At 73.6% G+C, this 14,222-nt stretch carries 12 protein-coding genes; 6 read left to right on the top strand and 6 right to left on the bottom strand.

Going from position 1 to position 14,222, the window contains the following annotated elements; genetic code table 11:
• Positions 1–302 precede the first annotated feature (302 nt).
• Together aceB and AB0J10_RS12645 are read right to left on the bottom strand one after the other, a co-directional pair.
• On the bottom strand, positions 303–1,925 hold the full coding sequence (aceB, locus tag AB0J10_RS12650; RefSeq protein WP_363060705.1) for a malate synthase A: 1,623 nt from the start codon (positions 1,923–1,925) through the stop codon (positions 303–305).
• Positions 1,926–2,259: 334 nt separating this feature from the next.
• Positions 2,260–2,871, bottom strand: a complete 612-nt coding sequence (locus AB0J10_RS12645) for a nucleotidyltransferase family protein (RefSeq protein ID WP_363060703.1) — start codon at positions 2,869–2,871, stop codon at positions 2,260–2,262.
• 280 nt (positions 2,872–3,151) lie between these two features.
• Between AB0J10_RS12645 and AB0J10_RS12640 the strand changes: the two genes are divergently transcribed.
• The 3 genes from AB0J10_RS12640 (at position 3,152) to AB0J10_RS12630 (ending at position 5,011) form a co-directional block, all read left to right on the top strand.
• Positions 3,152–3,463, top strand: coding sequence for a DUF5955 family protein (locus tag AB0J10_RS12640; RefSeq protein ID WP_363060701.1), 312 nt, complete (start codon positions 3,152–3,154; stop codon positions 3,461–3,463).
• Positions 3,464–3,584: 121 nt separating this feature from the next.
• Positions 3,585–4,298 (top strand): class I SAM-dependent methyltransferase, encoded by a 714-nt coding sequence (locus AB0J10_RS12635; RefSeq protein WP_363060699.1) that lies wholly within the window; start codon positions 3,585–3,587, stop codon positions 4,296–4,298.
• 137 nt (positions 4,299–4,435) lie between these two features.
• The gene (locus AB0J10_RS12630; protein WP_363060697.1) at positions 4,436–5,011 is read left to right on the top strand and encodes a TetR family transcriptional regulator; all 576 of its coding nucleotides are present in this window, start codon (positions 4,436–4,438) and stop codon (positions 5,009–5,011) included.
• A gap of 166 nt (positions 5,012–5,177) precedes the next feature.
• On the opposite strand, the gene AB0J10_RS12625 is transcribed toward AB0J10_RS12630, so the two are convergent.
• Entirely contained in the window at positions 5,178–5,984 is an 807-nt protein-coding gene (locus AB0J10_RS12625; RefSeq protein ID WP_363060695.1) for an IclR family transcriptional regulator, read from the bottom strand.
• Between the two features lie 335 nt (positions 5,985–6,319).
• Between AB0J10_RS12625 and allB the strand changes: the two genes are divergently transcribed.
• Positions 6,320–7,672, top strand: a complete 1,353-nt coding sequence (allB, locus tag AB0J10_RS12620; RefSeq protein WP_363060693.1) for an allantoinase AllB — start codon at positions 6,320–6,322, stop codon at positions 7,670–7,672.
• Positions 7,673–7,676: 4 nt separating this feature from the next.
• Positions 7,677–8,798 (top strand): allantoicase, encoded by a 1,122-nt coding sequence (alc, locus tag AB0J10_RS12615; RefSeq protein WP_363060691.1) that lies wholly within the window; start codon positions 7,677–7,679, stop codon positions 8,796–8,798.
• 189 nt (positions 8,799–8,987) lie between these two features.
• Here alc and AB0J10_RS12610 read toward each other — a convergent pair whose 3' ends face one another.
• The 3 genes from AB0J10_RS12610 to AB0J10_RS12600 all read right to left on the bottom strand — a co-directional run bounded on the left by AB0J10_RS12610 (position 8,988) and on the right by AB0J10_RS12600 (position 12,553).
• Entirely contained in the window at positions 8,988–10,175 is a 1,188-nt protein-coding gene (locus tag AB0J10_RS12610; protein ID WP_363060689.1) for a DUF418 domain-containing protein, read from the bottom strand.
• A gap of 225 nt (positions 10,176–10,400) precedes the next feature.
• Positions 10,401–11,957 carry a glycerol-3-phosphate dehydrogenase/oxidase gene (locus AB0J10_RS12605; RefSeq protein ID WP_363060687.1) on the bottom strand — a complete coding sequence of 519 codons (1,557 nt, stop codon included), beginning with the start codon at positions 11,955–11,957 and terminating at the stop codon, positions 10,401–10,403.
• Positions 11,954–12,553 (bottom strand): TetR/AcrR family transcriptional regulator, encoded by a 600-nt coding sequence (locus AB0J10_RS12600; protein ID WP_363060685.1) that lies wholly within the window; start codon positions 12,551–12,553, stop codon positions 11,954–11,956. The genes AB0J10_RS12605 and AB0J10_RS12600 overlap by 4 nt, the downstream gene beginning before the upstream one ends.
• Positions 12,554–12,626: 73 nt before the next feature.
• Between AB0J10_RS12600 and AB0J10_RS12595 the strand changes: the two genes are divergently transcribed.
• The gene (locus tag AB0J10_RS12595) at positions 12,627–14,222 is read left to right on the top strand and encodes an FAD-binding oxidoreductase (RefSeq protein WP_363060683.1); all 1,596 of its coding nucleotides are present in this window, start codon (positions 12,627–12,629) and stop codon (positions 14,220–14,222) included.

Below are 14,222 nucleotides of genomic sequence, written 5' to 3'. Positions count from 1 at the left end.
GACCGGGGCCGTTCGAGGGGCTGCGGAGGGTGGTCGCCTCTCGGCGAGGGGCGCCATGGGGCTTCAGCCGAACGATCTTCCCCATGGGCCATGGGTGGGGCCCGGGGACACTGCCCCTCCGCGGCCACGCATGTATGAACGGTCAACCTTCGGGCATTGTTCCGGTCCCTGTCCGGCGTACCGGTGTGGTTCCTGCCACTCCGTCCTCACCGCAGTCGTGGGCGACGGGTGGGCGACGCCGACGGCCCGCCGCCCCCGGCGCTGTGCGGTGCCGGGGGCAGCGGGCCGTGGACGACGCGTGCTCAGCCGACCAGCTGCTCGTACGCGGGGAGGGTCAGGAAGTCGGCGTAGTCCGCGTCCAGCGAGACGTGCAGCAGCAGGTCGTGCGCCTGCTGCCACTTGCCCGCCGCGAAGGCGTCCTCGCCGATCTCGGCGCGGATCGCGGCCAATTCCTCGGCGGCGACCCTGCGGGCCAGCTCGGGGGTCGCCGTCTCGCCGTTCTCGAACACCACGCCCGCGTTGATCCACTGCCAGATCTGCGAGCGGGAGATCTCGGCCGTGGCCGCGTCCTCCATCAGGTTGAAGATCGCGACGGCGCCGAGGCCCCGCAGCCAGGCCTCGATGTAGCGGATCCCGACCTGGACGGCGTTGCGCAGACCCTCGTACGTGGGGTGCGCGTCCAGCGACGCGATGTCGATGAGGTCGGCGGCCGTGACGTGCACGTCCTCGCGGAGGCGGTCCTTCTGGTTGGGCCGGTCGCCCAGCACCGCGTCGAAGGAGGCCATGGCGATGGGGACCAGGTCCGGGTGGGCGACCCAGGAGCCGTCGAAGCCGTCACCGGCCTCGCGGTCCTTGTCCGCCTTGACCTTCTCGAAGGCGACCTTGTTGACCTCGGCGTCCTTGCGGGACGGAATGAAGGCCGCCATGCCCCCGATGGCGTGCGCGCCGCGCTTGTGGCAGGTACGGACCAGCAGCTCGGTGTACGCGCGCATGAACGGCGCGGTCATCGTGACCGCGTTGCGGTCCGGGAGGACGAACTTGGTCCCGCCGTCGCGGAAGTTCTTGACGATGGAGAAGAGGTAGTCCCAGCGGCCGGCGTTCAGGCCCGCCGCGTGGTCGCGGAGCTCGTAGAGGATCTCCTCCATCTCGTACGCGGCCGTGATCGTCTCGATCAGGACGGTGGCGCGTACGGTGCCCTGGGGGATGCCGACGTGGTCCTGGGCGAAGACGAAGACGTCGTTCCAGAGCCGGGCCTCCAGGTGCGACTCCGTCTTCGGCAGGTAGAAGTACGGGCCCTTCCCGAGGTCGATGAGCCGCTGGGCGTTGTGGAAGAAGTACAGGCCGAAGTCGACCAGTGCACCGGGGACCGGGCGCCCGTCCACCAGCACGTGGCGCTCGTCCAGATGCCAGCCGCGGGGGCGCATCACGACCGTGGCGAGCTCCTCCGCCGGCCGCAGGGCGTACGACTTGCCCGAGCGCGGGTCCGTGAAGTCGATGCGGCGCTCGTAGGCGTCGATGAGGTTGAGCTGGCCGAGTAGCACGTTCTCCCAGGTGGGTGCCGACGCGTCCTCGAAGTCGGCGAGCCAGACCTTCGCCCCGGAGTTGAGGGCGTTGACGGTCATCTTCCGGTCGGTCGGCCCGGTGATCTCCACTCGGCGGTCGTCGAGCGCGGCCGGGGCCGGGGCGACCTTCCAGTCCTCGTCCTCACGGATCCGCGCCGTCTCGGGGAGGAAGTCGAGGGTGCTGGTACGGGCGATCTCGGCGCGGCGTTCGGCGCGGCGGGCCAGGAGCGCGTCACGCCGGGGGGTGAACCGCCGGTGCAGCTCCGCCACGAAGGCGAGTGCGGCGTCGGTCAGCACCTCCTCCTGCCGGGGCAGTGGTTCGGCTTCGACGACGGCCAGCGGCGACGGCGCTGGTGCGGACATGAGCTGTCACTTCCTTCAGCGAGCTTCACGGGCGGTACGGGTGGCCGCGGAGCACAGTGGAGTGGCACTCGGTGCCAGGGGTGCTGCGGTGCGGCCGGGGGCGCCGTTCACCGGGTCAGGCGCTTCTGATCAGTGGATAGTAGTTACCGCATAGTGGAAGTTCAATGGTTTGTTGATGTCGAGATTCTTCTGGTCGACATATCGTGGCGCTCGGTGCCAGGCTCCTCACGTGACGCGACGCCGCCGCCCCGGGGCGCCGGCCCGGACTGCGGTACCCGCGCGACGCGGGACGGTGCGCGGGCGTACGGTTCCGGGGTGCCCGGCCTCCTCCGGCTCAATCGAGGTGCGCCAGATCCTCCGGCGTGTCGATGTCGTACGCCTCCGCCACGTCCCCGCACTCGACGAGGGCGATCTCCGCCTCGTGCTCCGCCAGATAGTCCCTGGCGCCGCGGTCGCCCGAGGCGCGCGCCGCCACCGCCTCCCAGTGCCGGGCGCCGAACAGCACCGGATGGCCCCGGCGTCCGTCGTAGGCCGCCGACACCAGCGCGGAGGGCGAGTCGCACGCCGCCACGACCCGGGCCACGGCCGCCGCCCCGATACCGGGCTGGTCCACCAGCGACACCAGGACCGCGTCCTGCCCCCCGCCCTCCGCGGCGAGGGAAGCCAGGCCCGCGCGCAAGGAGGAACCCATCCCCTCCTCCCAGTCCGGGTTCACGGCCACGACGCAGCCGGCCAGATCGGCCCGCCCCGTCACCTCCTCCGCCGCCGCACCCAGCACCACGTGCACGGACCGGCAGCCGCCCGCCCGGAGCACCCGCACCGCGTTCTCCACCAGGGGGCGTCCTCGGTGCTCCAGCAGCGCCTTCGGGCGCCCGCCCAGCCGGCGTCCTGCGCCCGCTGCCAGCACCAGCCCCGCGACCTGCGGTTTGTCTGAAGTGTGAGCCATGCTCCCTGCTTACCCCATCAGGCGGCCGCGTGGCGTGACGACCCGGCCCGGCGGAGGGCCCCGCCCCGCCCCGCGGCGCCGGTGGGCGGGCCGCGGGGGCAGCCGGTGCCGCGCCGTGCGGTCCCGAGTCGCGGGAAGCGGACACGTCGAGCTGAATTTCGTACCACGGAGTGGCGGAGTGCCTACGCAATGGCGTTAACTGGCCCGCGACCCCAGGCGTTCGACCACCGTCCGGCGGGTCGTTCACCGGGCAGCACAACGACGTGCGAGGGGGAGGGCTTTGTTGCGGAGCGTGGGGCAGACGCGGGAGACACGGAGCGGCGAGGACCCGAGGGTGACGGAGCTGCGTGCCGCCGTCTCCCGGCTCCGACGCGAACTCGCCTGCCATCCGGCCGATTTCGCCGACCGCGGCATCGCGGAGGACGAACTGGCGGCCATGGACGCGATGGCACTGAGCGGCGTGCCGGAGATCCGGCGGCTCCGCCGGTCCCTGCTGCTGATCGCCGGAGCGGTCGGCTCGGTGAGCGCACTGACGGCCGGACTGACCAACGTGCGGAACGCGGTGGAGCTGTTCGGCGAGCCGAAGGGCTGAGCGCGCGGCCGGACGGCACCCCGTCCACGCGGACGCCACCTTCCCGGGCCCGAGTCCTTCCCGCGGGTGACCATTCCGGGCCCGCCACCTCCCTGGCCCGCGATGACTACGCTGGGAGCCGATGTTCACCTCCCAGGGGCCCACCCTCCGCGAACTCGCCGTGCAGGCGCTGTCGTCGGTCGAGCGCGGATACGACCTGCTCGCGCCCAAGTTCGACCTGACCCCGTTCCGCACCCCGGACCGCATCCTCGACGAGACCGCGAGCGCGCTGCGGGCCTTCGGCCCGTTCCGCGACGGGCTGGATGTCTGCTGCGGCACGGGGGCGGGCGTGCGAGTGCTGCGCGGGCTCTGCGAGGAGCGGGTCGTCGGGGTCGACTTCAGTGCGGGGATGCTGCGTGAGGCCCGCCGGGCCCGTCCCGCGGCGGACTGGGTCCGCGCCGACGCCCGCGCCCTGCCGTTCCGCCCGGTGTTCGACCTCGCGGTGAGCTTCGGTGCCTTCGGGCACTTCCTGCCCCGCGAACGCTCCGGACTCTTCGCCCAGGTGCACTCCGTCCTCCGCCCGGGCGGCGTCTTCGCGTTCCCCGTCGGAGCGCCGCCCCACTTCGGGACCCTGCCGTACTGGGCGACGCTCGGCTTCGACGCCGTGATGCGCGTGCGGAACCGGGTCTGGCGGCCCGCTTTCGTCATGTACTACCGCACGTTCCCGATCGGTGAGGTGCTCGCGGAACTCCGACAGGTCGGCTTCGACGTGGAGTTGGCCCCTCTCGACGGACTGGGACGACGCTCCGACGGCACCCCGCGCTGCGCGATGGTGGTGGCCCGGCGCCGAGGGTGAGCGGCCCGGCGCGCGTCCCGCGCCCCCCCGGTCTCCTCGCGGGCGGCACCCAGTGGCGCATCGGGCATCGCTGCGCTTGGCGCGTAGTACTCTGACCGGAGTGGTCTGAAGGCGGCGGCGGACGGAGTGGTGTGCCGATGGTGAGGCGGAACGACCAGCGGCGCGCGGCCCTCGTCGACGCCGCGATCGAGGTGCTGGCCAGGGAAGGCGCGCGGGGGCTGACGTTCCGGGCGGTGGACGGCGAGGCCGCCGTCCCCCCGGGCACCGCCTCCAACTACTTCGCCGGCCGCGACGAGCTGCTCACACAGGCCGGAGCCCGGGTCTACGAGCGGCTCCAGCCCGACGAGGCCACGATCGCCCGCCAGCGGACGGCCGGGCGGGACCGGGAGGCGTACGCGGAGCTGATGCGGGAACTCGTCGGCCGCGTCGCCGCCTTCCGCACCGGGTACCTGGCGCTGCTCGAACTCCGTCTGGAGGCCACCCGCCGGCCCGCGCTGCGCGAGGTCCTCACCGAGCGGGTCCGGGCCGACGTCGACGCCAACATCGCCTACCACGAGGCCTCGGGCCTTCCCGGCGACGCGATGGCCGTGAAGCTGCTGATCCTCGCCCTGAACTGGCTGATCGTCGAACAGCTCACCCTGCCGGACGTCTTCACGGAGGCGGAGCGGGAGCGACTGGTGACGGCCGCGGTCGAGCGCATCGTGACGGAGTAGGCGGCTGCCGGCGCGGGTGCGTGCGGTGGCTGCTCGTGTTCGGTGCCCGCTCCCCGGCGGTATGCCGGAGCGGCACCGGTGGTCGCGCGCGGTGCCCGCTCCCGTGGTGCCGGTGGCCGTGTTCGGTGCCCGCTCCGTGCCGTCGGTGGCCGGCCGCGTGCGGTCGCTACTCCCGTGGTGCCGACGTGTTCGCCAGGGCCTCGGAGAGTTCCTTCGCCACCGTCTGGAGGACCGGGACGATCTTGTCCGTCGCCGCCTCCGTCACCCGGCCCGCCGGGCCCGAGATGGAGATCGCCGCGGCGGTGGGGGAGTCGGGCACCGGAACGGCGAGGCAGCGCACCCCGATCTCCTGCTCGTTGTCGTCGACGGCGTAGCCCGCGCGGCGGACCTGCTGCAGTGCCTCAAGGAAGCCTTCGGGCGTGGTGATGGTCTTCTCCGTCGCGGCCGGCATGCCGGTGCGGGCGAGCAGGGCCCGTACCTCGTCCGCCGGGAAGTGGGCGAGGAGCGCCTTGCCCACGCCGGTCGAGTGCGGCAGCACCCGGCGCCCGACCTCGGTGAACATCCGCATCGAGTGCTTGGACGGCACCTGAGCCACGTAGACGATCTCGTCACCGTCGAGCAGGGCCATGTTCGCCGTTTCGCCGGTCTCCTCGACGAGGCGGGCGAGGTACGGCCGGGCCCAGGTGCCGAGCAGCCGGGAGGCGCTCTCGCCGAGGCGGATGAGGCGGGGGCCGAGGGCGTAGCGGCGGTTCGGCTGCTGGCGGACGTAGCCGCAGGCGACCAGGGTGCGCATCAGCCGGTGGATCGTGGGCAACGGGAGCCCGCTGCTCGCGGAGAGTTCGCTCAGCCCGACCTCGCCCCCGGCATCGGCCATCCGCTCGAGCAGGTCGAAGGCGCGCTCGAGGGACTGCACACCGCCGCTGTTGGCGGCGGGCTTTGCGGCGTCGGTGGTGCTGGCGCTGGACGTCGGCACGTCAACGGTCCTTTCAGGCGGGCGGGCAAGGCAGCAGCCTACCGGGCCGTGTTGCGGCGCACACCGCTCGCGCCGGGGCGTCGATGCGGGTCAGGGCGCGTTTGTCCGTGTGTGGCCGGTCGTCCCCGATGGTCCCGAGGGGCTGCCTGTGTGCATAACTACGTTCTGCTTGTCGAAATTATAGTTCCACTTTGTGGAAACGTCTGATCGTTGTGCACGTACCCGTGCGGGCCTCGGGTGGGCCTTGACTGTCCGGGGGCGGAGGGGAAGACTTCTTCAACAGTTCGTTGAATTTCGTCGTGCGGAAGCGCCACGGTACGGAAGCGAGGGGCAGGGTGTCCGACACACACGTCACGGACGTGGATCTGGTGCTGCGCTCGACACGGGTCGTCACCCCCGGCGGCACGCGCCCCGCCTCGATCGCCGTCGCCGCCGGAAGGATCGCGGCGGTGCTTCCGTACGACGCGGGGGTGCCGGTCGGCGCCCGGCTCGAGGACGTCGGCGACCACGTCGTCCTCCCCGGCCTCGTCGACACCCATGTCCACGTCAACGATCCCGGCCGCACCGAGTGGGAGGGCTTCTGGACCGCCACCCGCGCGGCCGCCGCGGGCGGCATCACCACGCTGCTGGACATGCCGCTGAACTCCCTCCCGCCCACGACCACGGTCGGCAACCTGCGCGTCAAGCAGGACGTGGCACGGCCCAAGGCGCACGTGGACACCGGGTTCTGGGGCGGAGCGCTCCCCGGCAACGTCAGGGACCTGCGGCCGCTGTACGACGCGGGCGTCTTCGGCTTCAAGTGCTTCCTGTCGCCGTCCGGCGTCGAGGAGTTCCCCGAGCTCGACCAGGAGCAGCTCGCCCGCTCCCTGGCCGAGATCGCCGGCTTCGGCGGGCTGCTGATCGTCCACGCCGAGGACCCGCACCACCTGGCGGCCGCGCCCCGGCGGCCGGGCCCCCGGTACGCCGACTTCCTCGCCTCCCGCCCCCGGGACGCGGAGAACACGGCGATCGCGAACCTCATCGCACAGGCCCGGCGTCTGAACGCCCGGGTGCATGTCCTGCACCTGTCATCCGGCGACGCGCTGCCGCTCATCGCCGCCGCCAAGGCCGAGGGCGTCCGGATCACCGTCGAGTCCTGCCCGCACTTCCTCACCCTCACGGCCGAGGAAGTCCCCGACGGCGCCACCGAGTTCAAGTGCTGCCCGCCCATCCGCGAGGCGCGGAACCAGGACGTGCTCTGGCAGGGGCTCGCCGACGGCACGATCGACTGCGTCGTCTCCGACCACTCGCCGTGCACCGGTGACCTGAAGACCCCGGACTTCGCCTCCGCCTGGGGCGGGATCTCCTCGCTCCAGCTGGGACTGCCCGCGATCTGGACCGAGGCGCGCAGGCGCGGCCACACCCTGGAGGACGTCGCCCGATGGATGTCCTCCGCCCCGGCGGGACTCGCCGGCCTCACGCGGAAGGGGGCCGTCGAAGCGGGGCGCGACGCCGACTTCGCCGTACTCGCCCCCGACGAGACCTTCACCGTCGACCCCGCCGAACTCCACCACCGCAACCGGGTCACCGCATACGCGGGCAGGACCCTGCACGGTGTCGTCAAGTCGACATGGCTGCGCGGCACGCGGATCGTGGAGAACGGCACCGTCGCCGAGCCCACCGGCCGGCTGCTCGAAAGGAACGACTGACACCGTGGCGATACCGTCCTTCACCGGCAACGCGCACCCGTACGGGGGCGGCGACCCGTACGCCGACTACCGCACCGCGGACTTCCCGTTCACCGGTCTCGCGAACCTCGCCGACCGCCGGCTCGGCGCGGGTGTGATCGCCGCGAACGACGAGTTCTTCGCCCAGCGGGAGAACCTGCTGGTGCCCGAGCCCGCCGAGTTCGACCCCGAGCACTTCGGCCACAAGGGCAAGATCATGGACGGCTGGGAGACCCGGCGCCGCCGCGGTGTCTCCGCCGAGCAGCCCTGGCCCACGGCCGACGACCACGACTGGGCGCTGATCCGCCTCGGTGCCCCCGGCGTGATCCGCGGCATCGTCGTCGACACCGCCCACTTCCGCGGCAACATGCCGCAGGCCGTGTCCGTCGAGGGCACCACCTGGGAAGGGGCCGAGGGCGCCCCCACCCCGGAGGAACTGCTCTCCGAGGGCGTGAAGTGGACGACCCTGGTGCCCCGAACCCCGGTGGGCGGTCACGCCGCCAACGGCTTCGAGGTCACCGCCGAACAGCGCTTCACGCACCTGCGCGTCAACCAGCACCCCGACGGCGGCATCGCACGGCTGCGCGTGTACGGAGAGGTCGCCCCCGACCCGAAATGGCTCTCCGCGCTCGGCACGTTCGACGTCGTGGCGCTGGAGAACGGCGGCGCCGTGGAGGACGCCTCGAACCGCTTCTACTCGCCGCCCGTCAACACCATCACCCCGGGCCGCTCCCGCAAGATGGACGACGGCTGGGAGACCGCGCGCCGCCGCGACCGGGGCAACGACTGGATCCGCTACCGGCTGGTGGCCGAGTCCGAGATCCGCGCCGTCGAGATCGACACCGCGTACCTCAAGGGCAACTCCGCCGGTTGGGCCGCCCTGTCGGCCAGGACGGGCGAGGACGGCGAGTGGGTCGAGTTCCTGCCGCGCACCCGTCTGCAGCCCGACACCAACCACCGCTTCGTGCTCGACTCCCCGGCGGTCGGCACGCACGTCCGCATCGACATCTTCCCGGACGGGGGCTTCTCCCGGCTGCGGCTCCTCGGCTCGCCCACCGAGCAGGGCTCGGCGGCGCTGGCGGCCCGGCACCGGGAGCTCGGCGGCTGACGGAGCCCTCCGCACGGCCGGCCGCGGCATCGGCCCGCCAGGGACGCACCGGCCGGCTGCGGCGGCACCGGTGCGTCCCGCCCCCGCCACCCCGGTGCCGGGCCCGCGGTCCGTGGTCCGCGGTCCGCGGTCCGCGGTGATGGGGTGGCCGGCCGCGCTGTCCCGGCGCCGACGTCGGTGGTACGCGTCTCAGCGCCGCAGGATCCGGCTCTGCACGGACTCCAGCGGCCCCTTGGAGAACCGCCGCAGCCACACGGCGGAGCCCGCCATCAGCACCGCGCACACCGCCGCCCACAGCCCCATCACCCACCAGGGCCGGCCCGACTCGCCGAGCCGTTCCGCGAGGCCGAGACCGATGCCGTACGAGACGAGCACGCACAGGACGTTCTGCAGCACATAGGCCGACAGGGCCGTCCGCCCGACCGAGGCGAGCCCCTTCGTGAGCGGGCCCTCCCGGCGGACCCGGTCCAGCACGGTACCGATCAGGCCGATGTAGCCGACCGCCACCAGGGGAGCGGCGCAGTAGCGCTCGAGCAGGAAGCCGTCGGGCCCGGCGAGCACGGACAGGCCGGTCAGCGGTACGCCGAGCCCCAGCCCCCAGCCGATCATCCGGGCTCGTGTGCGCCGGCCGGCCGCGTCGGCGCCGAACGCCCCCGCCCGGTACAGCCGTACGCCCAGCAGGAACAGGAAGACCAGGAGACCGAACGTCAGCACCGGCTCCAGACGCAGGGCGAGCGCGTTGTCCAGGCGGAACGCGATCTGGTCCGCGTAACCGCCGTGCGCGTACAGGTCGACGACCTCGCGCGGGACGTCCCCGCCGGGCCCTGCGCCGCCGTCCCCGAGTACGGCCAGGGCCGCCGTCAGCCCGGCCATCAGCAGCAGGTGCAGACCGCCCGCCCACCACATCGCCCGGCGGCGGGCCAGGTCGGAGCGGGCCAGCAGCCGGGCGACGAGCAGCGCCGTGAGCGCGTACCCCATGAGGACGTCCCACGCGAAGACCAGGACGAAGTGGACGGTGCCCTCGGCGAGGAGGAACAGCGCCCGTCCCCGGTAGGTGCCCGGCCAGGGCAGCCCGCGCCGGGCGGCGGAGTCGAACTGGATGGCGAGCCCGACACCGAAGAGCATCGTCAGCATGGCCAGGAACTTCCCGTCCGCCACGAGCCGGAAGAGCGTCTCGGCGCCGTCGGGCAGGGACGTGAACCCCGGCATGCCGCCGGCGCCCGTGAGGCTCCCCCATTCCGCGCCGGGCGCAGTGAAGACCCACACGTTCGTCATCAGCGTGCCGAGTATCGCCGTTCCGCGCAGCACGTCGAGCAGGGCCAGCCGGCCGCCCGAGGCGCCCGGCGCGCCGACCGGCGTGGACAGAGTCTTGGTCATGTCCTCATCGTCCGCGCCGTCACGGGGCGATTCGTCGTGGCGGGTGACGAATCCCCGCTACACCGAAGGATGTAGAGGTGGCGGTGCGGGCTACGCCCCCGGCACCGCCGACCCGGGTGCGGCGCGTTCGGGCCCCGCCGGGCGAGTACGCGGAGGCGACCGAACCGCCGGGCGGCGTCCGCCGGTTCGGCCGGGCCGCTCCGGGCGCCTTCCGGCGGCCGCCGTTCAGCCCACCCGGGTCGCCAGTGCCCCGCGCGCGGCCTGCAGAGCGGTCTCCCGGTCGCGCGGCACCAGGCCGATCCGGGTACGGCGGTCGAGGAGGTCGGACTCGTCCAGCGCCCCCTCGTGCCGTACGGCCCACAGGAGTTCGGCGCCGGTGACGGGATGGCCGGGGACGACGGGCCGGGCCAGCTCGGGGTCGGCGAGGCCGAGGGAGTGGACGGCCGGGGCCTCGGTCCCGTAGCGGCGGACCAGCCGGCGGGGCACGTCCAGAGCGGCGAGCGCGTCCGGGCGGGCGGCGCCGACGAGCGGCAGTGAGGCCGTGCGGCATCCGCCGGCGGACAGCGAGCGTGCCGTGATCGCGGCGTCCACCGCGTCCTGGGCCATCCTCCGGTAGGTGGTGAGCTTGCCGCCGACCACGGTGATCACACCGTCCCCCGAGGTGAGGACGGCGTGCCTGCGTGAGATGTCCGCGGTACGGCCCGGGCCTCCGGGCCCGGAGGTGTCCAGCAGTGGGCGCAGCCCGGCGAAGGCCCCGACCACGTCCGCACGGCCCACGGACACGTCGAGCGCGGAGCCGAGGACGTCGAGGAGGAAGCCGATGTCGGTCTCGGGCACCTCCGGCACGTCGGGTACGTCGCCGTCGACCGGCTCGTCGGTCAGGCCCACGTAGACCCGGCCGTCGCCCTGGGGGAGGACGAGGACGAAGCGGTTGGTCTCGCCGGGGATCGGGATGTGCAGGCCGGCGGACAGACCGCCGAGGACCTCGGAGCGGAGCACCAGATGGGTGCCGCGGGAGGGCCGCAACCGTACGTCGTCGACGAGTCCGCCCGCCCAGACGCCGGCGGCGTTGATCACCGTGCGGGCCCGGATCTGCAGTTCCTCGCCGGTCAGTTCGTCGCGCACGGCCGCGCCCCAGCCGCCGAGGGAGAGCGCGCGTACCCGGGTGAGTATCCGGGCTCCGTGCGCGGCCGCGGTCCTGGCGACGGCGGTCACCAGCCGGGCGTCGTCGGTGAGCCGGCCGTCCCAGGAGAGCAGCCCGCCGCGCAGCCCGGTCGGGCGCAGCGCGGGCGCCATGTGGCGGGTCTCCACCGCGGACAGGGTGCGCGGCGCGGGCAGGGTCGTGCGCGAGGTGCGGGCGGAGACGCGCAGCAGGTCGCCGGCCCGGAAGCCGGCCCGGGCCAGGGCGGCCTGGGCGCGCGGGACCAGCGGCGTCAGCGGGAGGACGAACGGCTGGGCGTGCACCAGGTGCGGGGCGGTGCGCTCCATGAGGATGCCGCGCTCGACGGCGCTCTCGTGGGCGACGTCCAGGTGTGCGCTCGCCAGGTAGCGCAGTCCGCCGTGGATGAGCTTGGAGCTCCACCGGGAGGTGCCGAAGGCGAGGTCGTGGGCGTCGATCGCGGCGACCGACAGTCCCCGCGCGGCGGCGTCGAGGGCCGCCCCGGCGCCCGTCGCGCCGAGGCCGACGACGAGCACGTCGACCTCGGCGCCGTCGGCGAGCGCGGCGAGCTCCCGTGCGCGCCGCGCCGCGTTCAGGGAGGAGGCGGGACTCGGAGTGCTCATGGCGTGAGGGTCCTCTCCAGAAGGGTCCGCAGCTCTTCGAGGAAGGCCGCGTCGGTGAGCTCGGGGTCGTCCGGTTCGGTCATCGTGCGCAGCGACATGGCGAAGGACTGCACGACCAGCAGTAGCGACCGGGCCTGCCGGTCGGGGTGCAGCCGCCGGACGGAGCCGTCGGCGTGGCCCTCCGCGAGGGCGCCGGTGATCAGCCCGAGGAGTGCGTCCTGGCTGGCGCCGCGGCGGTCGAGCACATACGGCAGCAGCAGTTCCGGATCCACGTCGACGATCTTGTGGAACAGCGGGTGCGCCCGGAAGGCCGAGACCCCGCCGACGAGTCCGTCGACCAGCCGGGTCCGGGTCGGGCCGCCAGGGTCGGCCGGGGGCATCGCGCCCACGGCGAGCGCGATCCACTCCCGGGTCATCAGATCGCCGACGAGGGTCCGCACGTCCGGCCAGCGGCGGTACAGGGTCATGCGTGACACACCGGCGCGCCGGGCCACGTCGGTCAGGGTGGTCCGGCGTACGCCGACGGCCAGGACGCAGTCTCGTGCCGCGTCGAGCACGGCATCTCCGTCCGCATGGTTGTGACGAATGGGCGTCATCTGTCACAGTGTAATGCCAGTGCAGGCCGCGCGGCACCGCGCCCCGCGAAACCGACGGTGAAGGACAGACGAAGTGGACATGTTGTGGAGCGGCTGGGGCGACCCGGCCAAGGCGGCCCCGCTGCCCGACTCGGTGATCGGCCTGCTGCGCGATCTGCTCGGCGTCACTCCCCGCGAGAGCGGCCCCGCGGCCCTCGGTGACATCCCCGTCCCGGACACCGCGCTGACCGCAGCCGCCCACGAGGCGCTCACCGCCGCCGTCGGTGACACCGCGCACGTACGCACCGACGCGGAGACCCGGATCCGCCACACCCGCGGCAAGTCCACCCCGGACCTCCTGCGGATCCGCGCCGGCGAGGTCGACGACGTCCCCGCGGCCGTCGTGCTGCCCGCGAGCCACGACGAGGTGCTGGCCGTGCTGCGGGCCTGCGCCGGACACGGCCTGGCCGTCGTGCCGTTCGGCGGCGGCACCTCCGTGGTCGGCGGTCTCGCCCCCGAGGCCGAGCACGGATTCGTCGCCCTCGACCTGCGCCGGCTCGACGGGCTCCTCGCCCTCGACGAGGTCTCCCGCACCGCCGTGCTCCAGCCCGGACTGCGCGCGCCCCACGCCGAGGCCCTGCTCAACGAACGGGGCTTCACTCTGGGCCACTTCCCCCAGTCCTACGAGTGGGCCTCGATCGGCGGGTTCGCCGCCGCCCGCTCCAGCGGCCAGGCCTCCGCCGGCTACGGCCGCTTCGACGAGATGGTCCTCGGCGTCACCGTCGCCACCCCCGAGGGCACCCTGGAGGCCGGCCGTGCCCCGCGCTCGGCCGCCGGCCCGGACCTGCGCCAGCTGGTCCTCGGCTCCGAGGGCGCGCTCGGCGTGATCACCTCCGTCACCGTCCGGATCCGCCCGCTCCCGCAGACCCAGGTCTACGAGGGATGGCGCTTCGAGTCCTTCGAGGCGGGCGCCGCCGCCCTCCGCAGGCTCGCCCAGGACGGCCCCCGCCCGACCGTGCTCCGGCTGTCCGACGAGACGGAGTCCTTCATCGGACTCGCCCAGCCCGACCGGATCGGCGGCGAGGGCGCCCCGCAGCCCGCCGGGTGCATGGCGATCGCCGGGTACGAGGGCACCGCCGAGGACACCGCCGACCGGCGCGCCCGCGCCCGTGAGGTCCTTCTCGCCTGCGGCGGCGAGTTCGTCGGCGAGGAGCCGGGCGAGCGCTGGGCCCACGGCCGCTACAACGCGCCGTACCTGCGTGACGCGCTCCTCGACGCCGGCGCCTTCGCCGAGACCCTGGAGACCGCCGCCTTCTGGTCGGCCCTGCCCGGCCTCTACGACGCGGTGCGCCGGGCACTCACGGACGCCCTCACCGAGGCGGGCACCCCGCCGCTGGTCATGTGCCACATCTCGCACGTGTACGAGAACGGCGCCTCGCTCTACTTCACCGTCGTCTCCGCCCAGGGCAAGGACCCCGTCGCCCACTGGGCGCCGGTGAAGCGGGCGGCCAACGACGCGATCCTGGCGGCCGGCGGCACCATCAGCCATCATCACGGCGTCGGCACCGACCACCGCGACTGGTTCACGCGGGAGATCGGCCCCGTCGGTGTCCGCGTCCTGCAGGCCGTCAAGGCCGAGCTCGACCCCTCCGGGATCCTCAACCCCGGTGTGCTCATCCCCGTCCGCTGA

Origin of the sequence: Streptomyces sp. NPDC049887 (assembly GCF_040656535.1) — a bacterium.
GTDB lineage: Bacteria > Actinomycetota > Actinomycetes > Streptomycetales > Streptomycetaceae > Streptomyces.
Note: the sequence above shows the minus strand (reverse complement) of the source record. Positions and strands in the feature narration are given on the sequence as shown.

What these genes read in the sequence shown, in the direction of transcription:
- AB0J10_RS12600 (WP_363060685.1), bottom strand. Translation starts at nt 12,553, where the DNA reads ATGACGCCCATTCGTCACAACCATGCGGACGGAGATGCCGTGCTCGAC.
- AB0J10_RS12635 (WP_363060699.1), top strand. Translation starts at nt 3,585, where the DNA reads ATGTTCACCTCCCAGGGGCCCACCCTCCGCGAACTCGCCGTGCAGGCG.
- AB0J10_RS12605 (WP_363060687.1), bottom strand. Translation starts at nt 11,957, where the DNA reads ATGAGCACTCCGAGTCCCGCCTCCTCCCTGAACGCGGCGCGGCGCGCA.
- AB0J10_RS12610 (WP_363060689.1), bottom strand. Translation starts at nt 10,175, where the DNA reads ATGACCAAGACTCTGTCCACGCCGGTCGGCGCGCCGGGCGCCTCGGGC.
- AB0J10_RS12645 (WP_363060703.1), bottom strand. Translation starts at nt 2,871, where the DNA reads ATGGCTCACACTTCAGACAAACCGCAGGTCGCGGGGCTGGTGCTGGCA.
- aceB (WP_363060705.1), bottom strand. Translation starts at nt 1,925, where the DNA reads ATGTCCGCACCAGCGCCGTCGCCGCTGGCCGTCGTCGAAGCCGAACCA.
- AB0J10_RS12630 (WP_363060697.1), top strand. Translation starts at nt 4,436, where the DNA reads ATGGTGAGGCGGAACGACCAGCGGCGCGCGGCCCTCGTCGACGCCGCG.